Source organism: Enterobacter sp. RIT637 (assembly GCF_019718755.1).
Classification (GTDB): domain Bacteria; phylum Pseudomonadota; class Gammaproteobacteria; order Enterobacterales; family Enterobacteriaceae; genus Enterobacter.
The window spans coordinates 1-15330 of sequence record NZ_JAIHAZ010000029.1; the positions used below are offsets into that span (position 1 = coordinate 1).

Below are 15330 nucleotides of genomic sequence, written 5' to 3' on the forward strand. Positions count from 1 at the left end.
CCACGTCGTCATACACGGTGTCCAGCGTCGGCGCCTGCGGCGGCACGGTGGCCACGTTGATGACGTATTCCGCGGACGGACCGGAGACGTTGCCCACGCCGTCGGTCTCTTTCGCCGTCAGGGTGTACTTGCCGTCCGGCAGCGGGGTGGTCGGTTCAAGGGACCAGGTGCCGTCTGCCTGTACCTTCGCGGTGCCAATCACCTTGTCGCCGTTGTACACGGTGATGGTGTTGCCTGGCTCTGCGCCGGTACCCTTGATCAGCGGACGGTTATCGTCGGTTTCCCCGCCGGTGGCCACCACGCCTGACGCTTTCACGTCGTCATAGACTTCGGTGATAACCACTTTACTGGCGTCAGGCGCGGTATAGTCGGTGATCAGCACAAAGTCATCTGATTCCGGACTGGTGTTCCCCGCCTCATCGGTTGCGGTGGTGGTGATATGGTGCTCGCCTTCCGGCAGCGCTGTGGTTGGCGTGAACTGCCAGCCGCCGTTCTCATCTACCACGGTGGAGCCAATCAGCTCGCCGTTGTCATAAATATCAACACGGCTGCCCGGCTCTGCGGAACCTTTGAAGGTTGGGTTCGCGTCATCGGTGGTGCTGCCGCTGCTGAGATCGCCGCGGCTGGAGCCCACGTCATCTGTCGCAAGGCCCACGACCGGTTTTTCCGGTGCCACGGTATCGACAGTGATATCGAAGGCTGGAGACGTCACGTCGTTACCCGCCGGGTCTTTGGACACCACGGTCAGGCTGTGATCGCCCTCAGCCAGATCCTGATCTGGCGTGAACGTCCAGTTGCCATCCGGATCTACAACGGTAGAGCCCAGAACGTCGTCGCCATCTTTGATGGTCACGGTGCTGCCTGGCTTGCCTTTACCGCCCAGCTCCGGACGCGCATCATCGGTCACGGTGCCCGGCTTCAGGTTACCCACGATTGGGCCCTGATCGTCCACCACTTCGCCTACGGTGACCTGGTTTGGATCCGGATCGACGGTGAAGGAGATGCCCGGTGAAGGTTCACTGGTGTTGCCTGACGGATCGGTGACCGTGGTGGTGAGCTCATGGTCACCTTTATCCAGCGGTTTGTCCGGCGTATAGGTCCACTTGCCTTCGTCATCAACGATAACGGAGCCAATCTTCTCGTCGTTGTCGTAGATATCAACAACGCTGCCCGGCTCGGCTTCGCCGCTCAGGGTTGGAGACTGGTCGTCGGTGGTGTCGCCCTCGCCTACCGGTCCCTGTTTGTCGCCCACGTTATCATCAAGGATGATATTTTCCGCCGGAGCCGGAGCCGTGGTGTCGATAACAATCGGGAAGCTGCCGCTGGTGCGCGCGTTGCCTGCCGCGTCGGTCGCGGAGACGGTGAAGGTGTGCTTGCCGTCAGCCAGTGCGGTATCCGGGGTGAACGTCCACTTGCCGTTGCTGTCCGCGGTGACGGAACCAATCACTTTACCGTTGTCGAGAATAGACACGATATCGCCCGGCGCAGCGCTGCCGCTCAGGGTCGGGGTGGTGTCGTTGGTGGATTCGCCTTTCTGCAGCGGACCAACGTGCGGTTCTGAGTTGTCCACAACGCTGTTGATGGACGGCTCGGTGCTGACCGGGATCAGAACGGTAATGTCGTAAGACGGTGCTTCACCCGCAACACGGTTGCCTACTGCGTCCTGAGTTTCGAGCGTCAGCTGATTCAGCCCTTCCACCAGCGGAGTATCCAGCGCCAGCGTCCAGTTGCCTTCACTATCAACTACTGCAGAACCCAGCAGGTGTTTGCCGTTCGCATCAGTGCTGTAGACAAATACGGTGCTGCCCGCTTCACCGATACCGTTAATGACAGGTTTGCTGTCGTCGGTAACCTCGCCGCTGGCGATATTACCCTGACGGCCGCCGACGTCATCCATCACGGAGGTGATGTTCAGTACATCGCTGGTTGCCGCAGGTGGCGTATAGTCCGTCACCAGCACAAAATCATCAGACTCAGGGCTGGTGTTGCCCGCTTCATCCGTTGCGGTGGTGGTGATATGGTGCTCACCCTCCGGCAGAGGCGTGGTCGGCGTAAACTGCCATGCGCCTTTATCATCAGCAACCGTCGAACCGATATGCTCGCCATTGTCGTAAATATCAACGCGGCTGCCCGGCTCTGCGGAACCGTTGAAGGTTGGGTTTGCGTCGTCGGTGGTGCTGCCATTGCTCAGATCGCCGCGGATAGTGCCCACGTCATCCGTTGCAGATCCCAGCACAGGTTTTTCCGGTGCGGTCGCATCGACGGTGATATCGAAGGACGGTGAGGTCACCTCGTTACCCGCCGGATCTTTGGATACCACGGTCAGGCTGTGATCGCCGTCAGCCAGATCCTGCTCTGGGGTAAACGTCCAGTTGCCATCCGGATCTACAACGGTAGAGCCCAGAACGTCGTCGCCATCTTTGATGGTCACGGTGCTGCCTGGCTTGCCTTTACCGCCCAGTTCCGGACGCACATCATCGGTCACGGTGCCCGGCTTCAGGTTACCCACGATTGGGCCCTGATCGTCCACCACTTCGCCTACGGTGACCTGGTTTGGATCCGGATCGACGGTGAAGGAGATGCCCGGTGAAGGTTCACTGGTGTTGCCTGACGGATCGGTGACCGTGGTGGTGAGCTCATGGTCACCTTTATCCAGCGGTTTGTCCGGCGTATAGGTCCACTTGCCTTCGTCATCAACGATAACGGAGCCAATCTTCTCGTCGTTGTCGTAGATATCGACAACGCTCCCCGGCTCGGCTTCGCCGCTCAGGGTTGGAGACTGGTCGTCGGTGGTGTCGCCCTCGCCTACCGGTCCCTGTTTGTCGCCCACGTTATCATCAAGGATGATATTTTCCGCCGGAGCCGGTGCCGTGGTGTCGATAACAATCGGGAAGCTGCCGCTGGTGCGCGCGTTGCCTGCCGCGTCGGTCGCGGTAACGGTGAAGGTGTGCTTGCCGTCAGCCAGCGCGGTATCCGGCGTGAACGTCCACTTGCCGTTGCTGTCCGCGGTGACGGAACCAATCACTTTACCGTTGTCGAGAATAGACACGATGTCGCCCGGCGCAGCGCTGCCGCTCAGGGTCGGGGTGGTGTCGTTGGTGGATTCGCCTTTCTGCAGCGGACCAACGTGCGGTTCTGAGTTGTCCACCACGCTGTTGATGGACGGATTGGTGCTGACGGGGATCAACAGATTGATGTCGTAAGACGGCGCATCGCCCGCAACGCGGTTACCCGCCGGATCCTGCGTCTCCAGGGTCAGTTTGTTCAGACCTTCCGTCAGCGGGGTTGATGGCGTCAGGCTCCAGGTACCATCGCTGCCTACTACCGCTGAACCAATCAGGTGTTTACCGGATGAGTCGGTGGTGTAGACAAAAACGGTGTTGCCTGCTTCGCCGATACCGCTAATGAGTGGTTTGCTGTCATCGGTGATTTCACCGCTGGCAACGTTGCCCTGACGATCGCCCACGTCATCCGCTACGGCAGTAATTTTCAGAACATTTGCTGAAGCATCAGGCGCGGTAGTGTCAACTTCAAACTCCAGCGCTTCCGAGGGATCGCTGGTGTTGCCCGCCTTATCCGTTTGCGTAACGGTGATGCTGTGGTCGCCTTCGCCCAGCGGTTTCTCTGGTGTCAGCGTCCAGTTACCTTCATCGTCAATGACGGTAGAGCCCAAAACCTCGTCACCATCATAAATGGTCACGGTATCGCCAGGTTCACCTTTACCGCTGAATACCGGACGCGTTTCGTCAGTGACGTCACCGCCCTTCAGCTGACCGGTAATCGGACCGGTATTGTCCTCAGCATCAACCATATCCGGTTTTGCTGGCGGCGTAGTGTCAACAATGATCTGGATAGGATCGGAAGGGTCGCCGACATTACCCAGCGGATCTTCCTCAATCACCTCAACATTATGCTCACCCTCGCTGAGATCGTTCTCTGGCGTGTAAGTCCACTTCCCTTCGTCGTCGACGATAACCGAGCCGATCTCTTTATCGTTATCTTTGATAACGATGGTATTGCCCGGCGTGCCTTCACCACTGAAGGAAGGCTTGCTGTCATCAGTCACATCGCCTGGCTTAAGGGGACCCGTTACCGGACCCGTATTGTCATTAACTTCAGGCGTTTCTGCTTTCCCAGGAGGTTCGGTCAGAACAATGAATTCACGTTCATCTGAAGGCTTGCTGACGTTACCTGCTTTATCCGTCTGGCTGACCGTAATGCTGTGGCTGCCGTCCGCCAGGTTTTCGGAAGGTTTGAAATACCAACGTCCATCGTCGTTGACCGTGGTTTCGCCGATCTTTTTACCGTTATCGTAAATAGTAATCGTCGCGCCCGCTTCACCGGTGCCGCTCATTTCCGGTTTTGGATCGTCGGTGTAGGCGTCTTCCTGGATTTCGCCGGTGACTTTACCCACCTTATCCATGATGTGTTCAATCGTTGGCGCATCTGGCGCAACGGTATCTACAACGATGGTGATCGGGTCAGAAGGTGGGCTTTTGTTTCCGTCAGGATCTTCAACCACAACGGAGAGGTCATGTTCGCCGTCGTTCAGCGGTTTGTCTGGCGTATAGCTCCACTCACCTCCGTCATCGACGATGACAGACCCGATTTCCTTATCATTATCGATAATATGGATGGTATCGCCCGGATTTCCTTTCCCCGTCAAAGACGGTTTGGTGTCATCGGTCACGTCACCTGATTTCAGAGGGCCTTTGATAGAGCCTTCATCATCTATTGTCTGGCCAATGCTCGGCTTTTCCGGTGTGGCGTGCTTGTCGCCATCTTCGTCATCCATCTCGGCCAGGGCAAAAGCCGCCCCTACGCCCGCCGCCGCAAGCGCAAACCATCCCAGCATGCCGAACAGCATGTCGTTGTCGTCATCAGGGGCCGTCAGAATTGGGCCACCAGCACCTAACGGATCGCCGCCCAGGGCAACCGGCGACATGCTGCCATCCGCAATGAGATAGCCGGTATCGTAGCTTTCGCCTGACACCGGAATATAGGCATACAGAAGTCCATCTTCTGCCATACCCATCAGCGTTGGGTTATTTTTATCACCATCGAAGTAATTCTCAATGATGATGCTAGGCTGTGTGTCCCCTTCCTGAATAATATGTAATGCTTTACCTACACGTTGGAGGGTAATATTTTCTGGTGCGAAGTCGTCATTGACGTTCTTCAGCAGATACTTATTGCCGGCGATCAGCTTTATCTTAACCGTCCGGCCTGCGTCCGCTGTCAACAACCGAGTTTTTCCGTCTCCGCTGTTCACTGCTAAAATGACTTTACTTTCCGTCATATAAAAGTCCTTGGTGAATTTCACTCGCTAAATTAAGGACATATAAGCACTTCTGTGATTACATCCTTTACTGCTTTGCACTTATGTCTTCCATACATAATTCATGTCTATTGGTTTCATTGACATGATGCTTAAAAATATCATGTCTGGTTTCTTTATATGCTTAGGAAAAAACCACACAGAAATATACGCAGCACTAGGAATAGTTAACACCGGACAGAGAATTAATGAGGGGGAAGGAAATAATAGAATGAGCGAGAATGTATCTTAATTAACTTACACCAAAATAAAACAGAAATAAAAGTAATATATTAAAAATATAAAGATATCTTATTAAATAAGAGAAAAAGTAAGGGACGTGGCATGTCGAACCACTGCGAAAGTGGCAAGGGGGGAGACTGGAGAGAAAATGTATCGGAATGCAGAAATGAAAAAGGCCCACGTTATAAATAACGTGGGCCTGAATAGTGGCGGAACGGACGGGACTCGAACCCGCGACCCCCTGCGTGACAGGCAGGTATTCTAACCGACTGAACTACCGCTCCACTGTTCCCGCTTGGGGAACGAGGCGCATATTACGGTTTGCCTCTGAACTCGTCAACGCTTTTTCTCACGTTTTGAATCGTTTGCTGCAAAAATCACCCAAACGGTGATTTAACAAACGTTTCGGCCCCTTTTCAGGCGCGCCACATGCAGCTTCCGCCCTTCTTCTGCACCAGATCGAGACGGGATTCATGGTTAAGCAGCTCTTCATCGCTGGCTAAAACAACCCGCAAACGACTCGCCTGACGTACAACACGCTGAATGCCCCCTGCGTCCCGCGTCTGCTGGGACTCATTTTCCATACTGAACTTCATCGACGTCTGACCGCCGGTCATCGTCAGATAGACATCCGCCAGGATCTGGGCATCGAGCAGTGCGCCGTGCAACGTTCGCTTAGTGTTGTCTATCTCATAGCGCGAGCAGAGTGCATCGAGGCTGTTACGCTTGCCGGGAAACATCTTCCTCGCCAGCGCCAGACTGTCCGTCACTTTACAGAAGGTGTTCGTCTTCGGAATATCACGATTAAGCTTGCTGAATTCATAATCCATAAAGCCGATATCGAACGATGCGTTATGGATGACGAGTTCTGCACCTTTGATGTACTCAAGGAATTCATCCGCGACATCTGCAAAGGTCGGTTTATCCAGCAAGAACTCATCCGCAATACCGTGAACGCCGAACGCTTCAGGGTCCACCAGCCGGTCAGGTTTGAGGTAAACGTGAAAGTTGTTGCCCGTTAGACGACGGTTCACCACTTCAACGGCACCGATCTCGATGATCTTGTGCCCTTCATAGTGTGCGCCAATCTGGTTCATACCGGTGGTTTCGGTATCAAGAACAATCTGGCGAGTAATTGCAGTGCTCATAGCGGTCATTTATGTCAGACTTATCGTTTAACTGAACGTTTCGAATACAGGAAGTCTACCAGAGATGCGTAAACAGGTAGAAATTTTCACCGATGGATCTTGTCTCGGCAATCCGGGCCCGGGCGGTTATGGCGCGATTATGCGTTATCGCCAGCACGAAAAAACTTTTAGTGAAGGCTATTTCCTCACCACCAACAACCGCATGGAATTGATGGCGGCCATCGTGGCACTGGAAGCCTTAAAGGAACATTGCGACGTGGTGCTGAGCACGGACAGCCAGTACGTGCGCCAGGGTATCACCCAGTGGATCCATAACTGGAAAAAGCGCGGCTGGAAAACGGCAGATAAAAAGCCGGTCAAGAATGTCGACCTCTGGAAGCGTCTGGATGCGGCTTTAGGTCAGCACCAAATCAAGTGGGAATGGGTAAAAGGCCACGCCGGTCACCCTGAGAACGAACGCTGCGACGAACTGGCTCGCGCGGCGGCGTCCAATCCCGCGCATGAGGATACTGGCTACCAGCCTGAATCCTGATCAGGGCTTTCGATACTGCCGCGTGGCGCCCACGGTCTGACGAATTTGCGTTTTCGATTTGCTTTGCTTCATCGGATTCAGCGTCAAAGGGATTGTTCGCTTACGCGCCACGATAAACTGCATACAGCCCAGGGCGGGCAAATGGGTACTCAGCACCACGCCCCCCTGCCGTGACCAGGGCAGTACCTGAAATCCCCCGTAGCTGAGCACTTCAAAGTTAAGCAGTGAAAGCCAGTCCAGCTGGCGCATCATCGTAAACATGCGGCTGTTATACGGCGGGGTGCGACGTAAAACCGGGACGAGCTTACGCAGCCCCATCAGGCTCAGCGGATTGAAACCGCTGAGTATGAGCCAGCCATCATCAATCAGCACACGGTCAGCTTCGCGCAGCAGGCGATGGGGATCGCTGCACCAGGGCAGCGTATGCGCCAGCAGACAAGCATCAACGGATTTTTCAGCAAAAGGTAAATGCAGCGGGTCTGCTTTCACCTGAACGGGTAAGCCCGCGAGCGAAACGTTGACCTGATGCGAGATAGCGCAGCTTTCGGTATTGATTTCCGCGCTGAGATTGCCAATCTTAAGCAGGTGAAAGCCATACATTTTCGCGAGCCACGGCTTAAGCTGCTGTTCTAACGCCTCGCGATAGTATTCACCCCAGGGCAGGTCAGCCCAACGTTCCGGTGCTGCGACAGTCTGAGGTATCCTTGCCGGTTTCATCAACACATCCGCCACGCAGTTAGAGGTAATGTATGAATCTTATCAGTATTCCTGCCTTTCAGGACAATTACATCTGGGTATTAGTCGATGACGATCGCAGATGTATCATTGTCGATCCGGGTGAATCCGCGCCGGTTTTGCAGGCAATCGAAGAAAATGGCTGGCATCCCCAGGCCATCCTTCTTACTCATCACCATAACGATCACGTGGGCGGCGTTCCCGATCTTGTGGCGGCCTTCCCGCATCTTGTGGTGTATGGACCGGCTGAAACACAAGATAAGGGTACGACGCAAGTAGTCGAAGAGGGCGAAAATATCCTCATACTGGGATACGAATTTTCCGTATTTGCCACGCCAGGTCACACTTCTGGACATCTGTGTTTCTACAGTAAACCTTATCTATTTTGCGGTGATACACTCTTTTCAGGCGGCTGTGGAAGGCTGTTCGAAGGAACACCAGCCCAGATGTATCAGTCATTACAGAAGATTAACGCATTGCCCGACGATACCCTCATTTGTTGCGCGCATGAGTATACATTAGGAAATATGAAGTTTGCCGCGAGCATTTTGCCGGACGATCTTGCTATTTTAGATTATTACCAGAAAGTGAAGGAGTTACGTGCGAAAAACCAAAAAACACTACCCGTTATTCTGAAAAACGAGCGAGAAATAAATTTATTTTTACGAACTGATGATATTGATTTAATTAATAAAATTAACCAAGAAACAAAGTTGCAACAACCAGAGCAGCGATTTGCATGGTTAAGGTCAAAGAAAGATAACTTCAGATAATTGCGGGTTGCCTTTTCAAAATTTCGCCGTTATTATCGCTCGTCTTTTAAGCAACTATTGACACACACATGAAGGCAAAAGCGATATTACTCGCCTCTGTCCTGCTTGTAGGTTGCCAGTCGCAAACTGGCAGCAACGTACAACAGCACGCACAGAGCCTTTCTGCAGCTGGTCAAGGGGAAGCAGGGAAGTTTACAAGTCAGGCGCGCTGGTTGGACGATGGGACATCTTTCGCGCAGGAACAAGACTTGTGGGCCTCTATTGGCGACGAGCTAAAGATGGGAATTCCGGAAAACAGCCGGATTCGCGAACAGAAGCAGAAGTATTTAAGAAATAAGAGCTATCTCCACGATGTAACGTTACGGGCAGAGCCGTATATGTACTGGATAGCCGGGCAAGTTAAGAAACGTAACATGCCTATGGAGCTGGTACTCCTACCCATAGTGGAGAGCGCTTTTGACCCACACGCAACGTCTGGCGCCAATGCCGCAGGCATTTGGCAGATCATTCCGAGCACTGGGCGCAATTATGGTTTGAAACAGACCCGCAGCTATGATGCGCGTCGTGATGTTGTCGCTTCAACGACAGCCGCTCTCGACATGATGGAACGTCTGAACAAGATGTTTGACGGTGACTGGTTGTTAACGGTCGCAGCGTATAACAGCGGCGAAGGTCGTGTACTGAAAGCAATGAAATCGAACAGAGCGCGTGGTAAATCTACCGATTTCTGGTCGCTCTCACTGCCACAGGAAACCAAGGTTTACGTACCGAAGATGCTGGCCCTGAGTGATATTCTCAAGAACAGCAAGCGTTACGGTGTGCAACTGCCAACACCAGACGAAAGTCGTGCACTGGCGCGCGTTCGCCTCAGCAGCCCGGTTGATATTCAACAGGTTGCCGATATGACGGGTATGTCGGTCAGTAAACTGAAAACCTTTAACGCAGGCGTTAAAGGCTCAACCCTGGGAGCAAATGGCCCACGGTATGTGATGGTTCCGCAGAAGCATGCTGAACAATTACGTGAGTCTCTGGCTTCTGGTGAGATTGCCGCCGTTCAGTCAACGCTGATCGCCGATACGTCTCCCGTTTCCAGCCGCAGCTATAAGGTGCGTTCAGGTGATACGCTTTCGGGCATTGCATCACGTCTTGGCGTGAATGCGAAAGATCTGCAGCAGTGGAATAACCTGCGCAGCTCGGGTCTGAAAGTGGGTCAAACTCTGACGGTAGGTGCAGGCAACAGCGCACAGCGCCTTGCCCGGAACAGCGACAGTATTACCTATCGCGTTCGTAAGGGTGATTCGCTGTCCAGTATCGCAAAACGTCACGGCGTGAACATCAAAGATGTGATGCGCTGGAATAATGATACTGACAATCTGCAGCCGGGTGACCAGCTAACGCTGTTTGTGAAAAACAGCGCGACGCCAGATTCCTGATGAGACATTCCTGAGATAAAAAGGCACCGATTCCCCTCGGTGCCTTTTTTGTTTTAACCCGCCTTTTGCGCTTCAGCCATAATGGTGTCGCTGGTGAACGAGCCATCCTCCTGCAGTTCAAAGTAAGCCTTCACTTCCGCAGATGCGCTTTCCTGATATATACGAATCGCCCGGCTCAGCGCTTCAGGCGTACGCATACGTGCGATCCAGGCGTGATATTCCAGCGGCAAGCGGTCTGTTATCAGTGAGCGGGAAATCAACCCGGCCTCCGTTATCAGCGATAACCATTGACCGCTGGAGTAGTTCTGCACGTGGGAGGTGTCGCGCAGCGCTTCAACCGTTTGCAGCCAGATATCCCGCACCGGATGACCCGGAGACATAACGTCCATAATGATGAAGACGCCCCCCGGCTTCAATACGCGTTTCACTTCCCGTAAGGCCTGGCCGACATCATGCCAGTGGTGGGCGGAGTAGCGGCTAATGACCACATCAAACGATTCATCGTCGAAAGGCAAAGATTCGGCGTAGCCCTGGCGCGTAGCCACGTTGCTCAGCCCTTTGGCTTTTGCAGCTTCTGCGACCACCTCCAGCATCTGGCTGGATAAATCATACGCGGTCACCCGTGCCACCTGCTGTGCGGCCGTAAAGCTGGCATGACCTGCACCACACCCTAAATCCAGCACGTGTGCTTGTGGGAATGCTGCCAGACGCTCTCCGAGTCGCACCAGATCGCGCCCAGACGCATGCACGGCGCTGCTCAGATAAGCACTTGCCTGAGAACCAAACTGTTTTTCTACGTTGTCATGATGGGAGTGTGTTGTTGTTGTCATCGTACTGTCCTTTTGTTGGTTAAAAAATAAAGGGCAGCACCCGCAGAGGCCTGCCCCACGGCAGACCTGACGCACCATTATTTATCAGGTTTGCCGGGACTGAATTCAACGAGTAGAGGATTGTGATCGGAAGCGCGCGTCACCAGAACGGAGGCATCATGCACATTCAAACCACGATAGAAGACAAAATCGAGAGGACGACCAAACGCTTTCTTGCGCTGATCGTCGCTAAAACGGACCTCACGCAGCGACATTTCGCGCGCAAAGCGGTATAACGCATTCATGCGCGGGCGGCTCCAGGCATTAAAGTCCCCGGCCATAATGATCGGCCCGCTGTGATGGGCTATCTGATCGCCAATTGGTAGTAATTGCTTACTATACACATCCACCCCCAGGCTGAAATTCACCGCATGGATGTTTACGACCATTAACAGGCGCGTATCCGGTAACGGATAGACCGTCACCAGCGCCGACTTGGCCAGGCGCAGAATCGGCTCACGTTCGCGCAGCGGGCAGCAATAGACCGGATGCGCGGCTGACAGGGTCATCACCCCCGAGGGATGCTGCGGTAAGACAAACGCAGGAACCTGATCGGCAGCAAGATAGTTAGTCGTTGCAAACCTGACCAGTTCTGGCGTGGTTTGTGCCTCTTGCAAGAGAACCAGATGCGCGTCTTTACCGAAATTCTTCAGTACGGACAACCATTCCGCACGCTGCTGCTTGAAGATGTTCCAGACCAGTACCCGAATTTTTTCGTCACTGCTTAAGGGGGTACCGGCTGGCAATGCCTGGCTAAGGCTCGCAAACGACCCCGGAGGCAAGATCCTCTCCGCGGGCATTCCGGCAACATAACGCATGGCATAGGTATTTTTTCGCACTTTTGGAAACGGCCTCTGTAACGTGAACCAGCCCGGAAAAACGGACTGGTTCTAATGTTATAGGGATTTTAGGTCACACTTTCAACGCAATTACTGAGAAACCTCTTTCCAGTTTTGTAAGCAAGCACTTACTGCTACTTACCCAAGCGCCACGCGAGCCGGTTTATCAAGCCGTCCACTGAGGCCAATCAGCAGGAAAGCGACAAGCACAATGACCGCACCGATCCACGGCGTTTGGCTTAACCCGAAGTGTTCTACGGTTTGTCCGCCGACGATGGAACCGATCGCGATACCGATATTGAATGCGGCAATGTTAAGACCGGATGCCACGTCTACCGCATTTGGCGTATACAGCTCGGCCTTTTGCACCACGTATACCTGCAGACCCGGCACGTTACCAAAGGCGAAGATCCCCATAACCAGCACGGTGATCAGCGCGGCGTACTGAATCGATGCGGTGAACTGGAAAATCATCAGCAAAACAACCAGCGCAGCGAAAATAAACTTAAGAGCCGGTACCGCACCGTGCTTATCCGCGAGTTTGCCGCCCCAGATGTTCCCAATGGCGACAGAAATACCGTAGCCCAGCAAAATCCAGCTTACCGCTGCTGGAGAGAAGCCCGCCAGATCCTGCATCATGGGTGCCAGGAAGGTGAAAGCAGTGAACACGCCACCATAGCCAAGAGCCGTAACGGCGTAAATAATCAGCAGACGCGGATGCGTGAGCACCTTCAACTGATCGCTCAGGCTTGCGCTCGCCCGGCCAGGGATGTTGGATGGCACCAATAGCATACTGGCGACCAGGGCAATCACGCCCAGCAGAGACACGGCCAGGAAGGTTTCGCGCCAGCCGAAATGTTGGCCGATAAAGGTTCCTAACGGCACACCGGTGACCAACGCAACGGTTAACCCACCAAACATGATGGCGATAGCGGATGCGGCTTTTTCTTTGGGCACCAGGCTGGTTGCAATGGTTGAACCGATGGAGAAGAACACGCCATGCGCGAGGCCGGTCAGAAGGCGAGCGATCACCAGCGTGGTGTAGTCCGGCGCCTGCCAGGCCAGCAGGTTGCCAGCGGTGAAGAGCACCATCAGAGCAACTAACAGCTGTTTACGCGGGAAACGCCCTGTCAGCGCGGTCAGTACGGGTGCGCCAACAGCAACACCCAACGCATAGATTGACACCAGCAGGCCCGCGGAAGGGAGCGAGATGGCAAGTTGATTAGCGATAGTAGGAACCAGTCCTACAATTACGAACTCGGTCGTGCCTATCGCAAAGGCACTGATCGTGAGGGCAAGTAGCGCCAGTGGCATAAAATACTCCGTCTTTACAGGATTAAGATGACAGGGAGTATGCGCCAGTGCTTAAATAACAAAAATGGTCAGAATATCAATTGAATTTTGCAGGTGGTGCAACAATGAAGGCAACCTCGGAAGAGCTGACAATCTTTGTCGCCGTCGTCGAAAGCGGCAGCTTTAGCCGCGCAGCGGAACAGCTGGGTCAGGCAAATTCCGCGATCAGTCGCTCGGTGAAAAAGCTGGAGATGAAGCTTGGGGTGAGCTTACTCAACCGAACAACACGGCAGCTGAGCCTCACGGAAGAAGGTGAGCGTTATTTCCGCCGCGTACAATCCGTCCTGCAGGAGATGGCCGCAGCGGAGACAGAGATTATGGAATCGCGCAGCACACCGCGTGGATTGCTGCGTATCGATGCGGCAACACCTGTGGTTCTGCATTTTCTGATGCCGCTGATTAAGCCCTTCCGCGAACGCTATCCAGAGATGACGTTGTCGCTGGTCTCCTCCGAAACCTTTATCAATCTTATTGAACGCAAAGTTGATGTCGCGATACGGGCGGGAACCCTGACTGATTCAAGCTTACGTGCTCGCCCCCTCTTTGCCAGCTACCGTAAAATCATCGCGTCGCCACAGTATATTGCTGAGCATGGAAAGCCCGAGACGGTAGAAGAGTTGGCGCAACACCTGTGTCTGGGCTTTACGGAACCGGTGTCGCTAAATACCTGGCCTGTCGCCTGTCATGATGGTCAGCTTCATGAAATTACCTGCGGATTATCATCAAACAGCGGGGAAACGCTAAAACAGCTGTGCCTTACCGGAAATGGCATCGCCTGTTTATCGGATTACATGATTGATAAAGAAATCGCACGCGGAGAGCTTGTGGAGCTGTTGGCAGATAAACGTCTGCCGGTGGAGATGCCTTTTAGCGCGGTTTATTACAGCGACAGAGCCGTCAGTACACGTATTCGTGCCTTTATCGACTTCCTGAGCGAACATATAAAAACAGCTCCCGAAGGAGCTGTGCGAGGGTTTTAGAATACAGAGGGTTGGGTCAATATTAATCCCAGTTTGGCGCTAAGCCTTCCGGGCTCACCAGCCGATCGTTGCAATCCAGTGCCGCGATCGCTTTTTTATCATCTTCGTCCAGCTGGAGATCCAGTGCCAACAGGTTGCTTGCCAGGTTTTCACGCTTGGTTGAGGACGGGATCACCGCATAACCTTCACCCATTGCCCATGCCAGGATCACCTGGGCCGCTGTCGCGCTGTGTTTCTCCGCGATACGGGTAATGACCTCATCTTTCAGCGCTTTACCGTAGGCCAGCGTCATGTAAGAGGTAATATGGATGCCGTGCTGTTTTGCCCAGTCCACCACTTTGCGGTTTTGTAGGTATGGGGACAGCTCAATCTGGTTGGTCGCAATATTTTCTGCGCCAACAGCAGCAATCGCCTTTTGCATCAGCGGGATAGTAAAGTTGGAGATACCAATTTCACGCGTTAAGCCCTGCTTTTTCGCTTCCAGCAGCGCCTGCATGAATTCTTCCACCGAGACGGCATCATTCGGTGATGGCCAGTGAACCAGCGTCAGGTCCACATAGTCAGTACGCAGTTTTTTCAGGCTCTCTTTCAGGCTAGGGATCAGCTTGTCTTTGCTGAGATTCTCAATCCAGATCTTGGTGGTGATGAAAAGGTCGCTGCGCGGTACGCCGCTCTCTTCGAGCGCCTGACCTACAGCCGCTTCGTTTTCATAAATCTGCGCCGTATCAACGGTGCGATAGCCAAGCTCAAGTGCAGTTTTTACAGATGCAATTACAACGTCGTCTTTCAGGCGGAAAGTGCCCAGACCAAATGCAGGGATAGTCATGTTATTCCTCGTTAATCATTATGTTCGTAAACTGAGGAAGATTATGGCGGGCAGTGTTATGAAGAAAAAGAGCGCAGAAAGCAGAGGATTTTTGCTAATTTCGCAATAATTAAACAGCAGATAAGAAAAAAGCCCTGAGCGTTAGCTCAGGGCTTTTAATAAGTGGCGGAACGGACGGGACTCGAACCCGCGACCCCCTGCGTGACAGGCAGGTATTCTAACCGACTGAACTACCGCTCCACCGAAGACTGCTTGTAACCACCGGATTAATGCACCGGCTTA

General features: G+C 53.6%; 11 protein-coding genes and 2 tRNA genes. 4 read left to right on the forward strand and 9 right to left on the reverse strand.

Annotation, left to right across the window (positions count from 1 at the left end):
• From K5E19_RS22680 to dnaQ, 3 genes are all read right to left on the reverse strand, one after another.
• Positions 1–5299 (reverse strand): Ig-like domain-containing protein (locus K5E19_RS22680; RefSeq protein ID WP_221553194.1); only part of this gene is annotated, 5299 nt, incomplete at its 3' end.
• 468 nt (positions 5300–5767) lie between these two features.
• Positions 5768–5844 (reverse strand) — tRNA-Asp (locus K5E19_RS22685).
• Positions 5845–5976: 132 nt separating this feature from the next.
• Positions 5977–6708, reverse strand: a complete 732-nt coding sequence (dnaQ, locus tag K5E19_RS22690) for a DNA polymerase III subunit epsilon (protein WP_172411142.1) — start codon at positions 6706–6708, stop codon at positions 5977–5979.
• Between the two features lie 64 nt (positions 6709–6772).
• Between dnaQ and rnhA the strand changes: the two genes are divergently transcribed.
• Complete coding sequence (rnhA, locus tag K5E19_RS22695; protein ID WP_221553195.1) at positions 6773–7240, forward strand: ribonuclease HI; 468 nt, start codon at positions 6773–6775, stop codon at positions 7238–7240.
• Here the strand turns inward: rnhA and K5E19_RS22700 are convergent, their stop codons facing one another.
• The gene (locus K5E19_RS22700) at positions 7241–7957 is read right to left on the reverse strand and encodes a class I SAM-dependent methyltransferase (protein WP_221553196.1); all 717 of its coding nucleotides are present in this window, start codon (positions 7955–7957) and stop codon (positions 7241–7243) included. It abuts the gene before it with no gap.
• Between the two features lie 32 nt (positions 7958–7989).
• Between K5E19_RS22700 and gloB the strand changes: the two genes are divergently transcribed.
• A complete protein-coding gene (gene gloB, locus K5E19_RS22705; RefSeq protein WP_108418199.1) occupies positions 7990–8748 on the forward strand; it encodes a hydroxyacylglutathione hydrolase in 759 nt (252 codons plus the stop codon).
• A 68-nt stretch (positions 8749–8816) separates the two neighbouring features.
• The gene (mltD, locus tag K5E19_RS22710) at positions 8817–10181 is read left to right on the forward strand and encodes a murein transglycosylase D (RefSeq protein ID WP_221553197.1); all 1365 of its coding nucleotides are present in this window, start codon (positions 8817–8819) and stop codon (positions 10179–10181) included.
• A 53-nt stretch (positions 10182–10234) separates the two neighbouring features.
• On the opposite strand, the gene K5E19_RS22715 is transcribed toward mltD, so the two are convergent.
• The 3 genes from K5E19_RS22715 to K5E19_RS22725 all read right to left on the reverse strand — a co-directional run bounded on the left by K5E19_RS22715 (position 10235) and on the right by K5E19_RS22725 (position 13203).
• Complete coding sequence (locus tag K5E19_RS22715) at positions 10235–11011, reverse strand: class I SAM-dependent methyltransferase (protein WP_221553198.1); 777 nt, start codon at positions 11009–11011, stop codon at positions 10235–10237.
• 77 nt (positions 11012–11088) lie between these two features.
• The gene (locus K5E19_RS22720; protein WP_042717509.1) at positions 11089–11889 is read right to left on the reverse strand and encodes an endonuclease/exonuclease/phosphatase family protein; all 801 of its coding nucleotides are present in this window, start codon (positions 11887–11889) and stop codon (positions 11089–11091) included.
• A gap of 138 nt (positions 11890–12027) precedes the next feature.
• On the reverse strand, positions 12028–13203 hold the full coding sequence (locus K5E19_RS22725; RefSeq protein ID WP_221553199.1) for an MFS transporter: 1176 nt from the start codon (positions 13201–13203) through the stop codon (positions 12028–12030).
• 104 nt (positions 13204–13307) lie between these two features.
• Here K5E19_RS22725 and yafC point away from each other — a divergent pair, with 104 nt between their 5' ends.
• Complete coding sequence (gene yafC, locus K5E19_RS22730; RefSeq protein ID WP_221553201.1) at positions 13308–14222, forward strand: DNA-binding transcriptional regulator YafC; 915 nt, start codon at positions 13308–13310, stop codon at positions 14220–14222.
• Between the two features lie 22 nt (positions 14223–14244).
• On the opposite strand, the gene dkgB is transcribed toward yafC, so the two are convergent.
• Together dkgB and K5E19_RS22740 are read right to left on the reverse strand one after the other, a co-directional pair.
• On the reverse strand, positions 14245–15048 hold the full coding sequence (gene dkgB / locus K5E19_RS22735) for a 2,5-didehydrogluconate reductase DkgB (RefSeq protein WP_221553200.1): 804 nt from the start codon (positions 15046–15048) through the stop codon (positions 14245–14247).
• Positions 15049–15211: 163 nt separating this feature from the next.
• Positions 15212–15288, reverse strand: a tRNA-Asp gene (locus K5E19_RS22740).
• Between the last annotated feature and the right edge of the window lie 42 nt (positions 15289–15330).

What these genes read in the sequence shown, in the direction of transcription:
- rnhA (WP_221553195.1), top strand. Translation starts at nt 6,773, where the DNA reads ATGCGTAAACAGGTAGAAATTTTCACCGATGGATCTTGTCTCGGCAAT.
- dnaQ (WP_172411142.1), bottom strand. Translation starts at nt 6,708, where the DNA reads ATGAGCACTGCAATTACTCGCCAGATTGTTCTTGATACCGAAACCACC.
- yafC (WP_221553201.1), top strand. Translation starts at nt 13,308, where the DNA reads ATGAAGGCAACCTCGGAAGAGCTGACAATCTTTGTCGCCGTCGTCGAA.
- mltD (WP_221553197.1), top strand. Translation starts at nt 8,817, where the DNA reads ATGAAGGCAAAAGCGATATTACTCGCCTCTGTCCTGCTTGTAGGTTGC.
- gloB (WP_108418199.1), top strand. Translation starts at nt 7,990, where the DNA reads ATGAATCTTATCAGTATTCCTGCCTTTCAGGACAATTACATCTGGGTA.
- K5E19_RS22725 (WP_221553199.1), bottom strand. Translation starts at nt 13,203, where the DNA reads ATGCCACTGGCGCTACTTGCCCTCACGATCAGTGCCTTTGCGATAGGC.
- K5E19_RS22715 (WP_221553198.1), bottom strand. Translation starts at nt 11,011, where the DNA reads ATGACAACAACAACACACTCCCATCATGACAACGTAGAAAAACAGTTT.
- dkgB (WP_221553200.1), bottom strand. Translation starts at nt 15,048, where the DNA reads ATGACTATCCCTGCATTTGGTCTGGGCACTTTCCGCCTGAAAGACGAC.
- K5E19_RS22700 (WP_221553196.1), bottom strand. Translation starts at nt 7,957, where the DNA reads ATGAAACCGGCAAGGATACCTCAGACTGTCGCAGCACCGGAACGTTGG.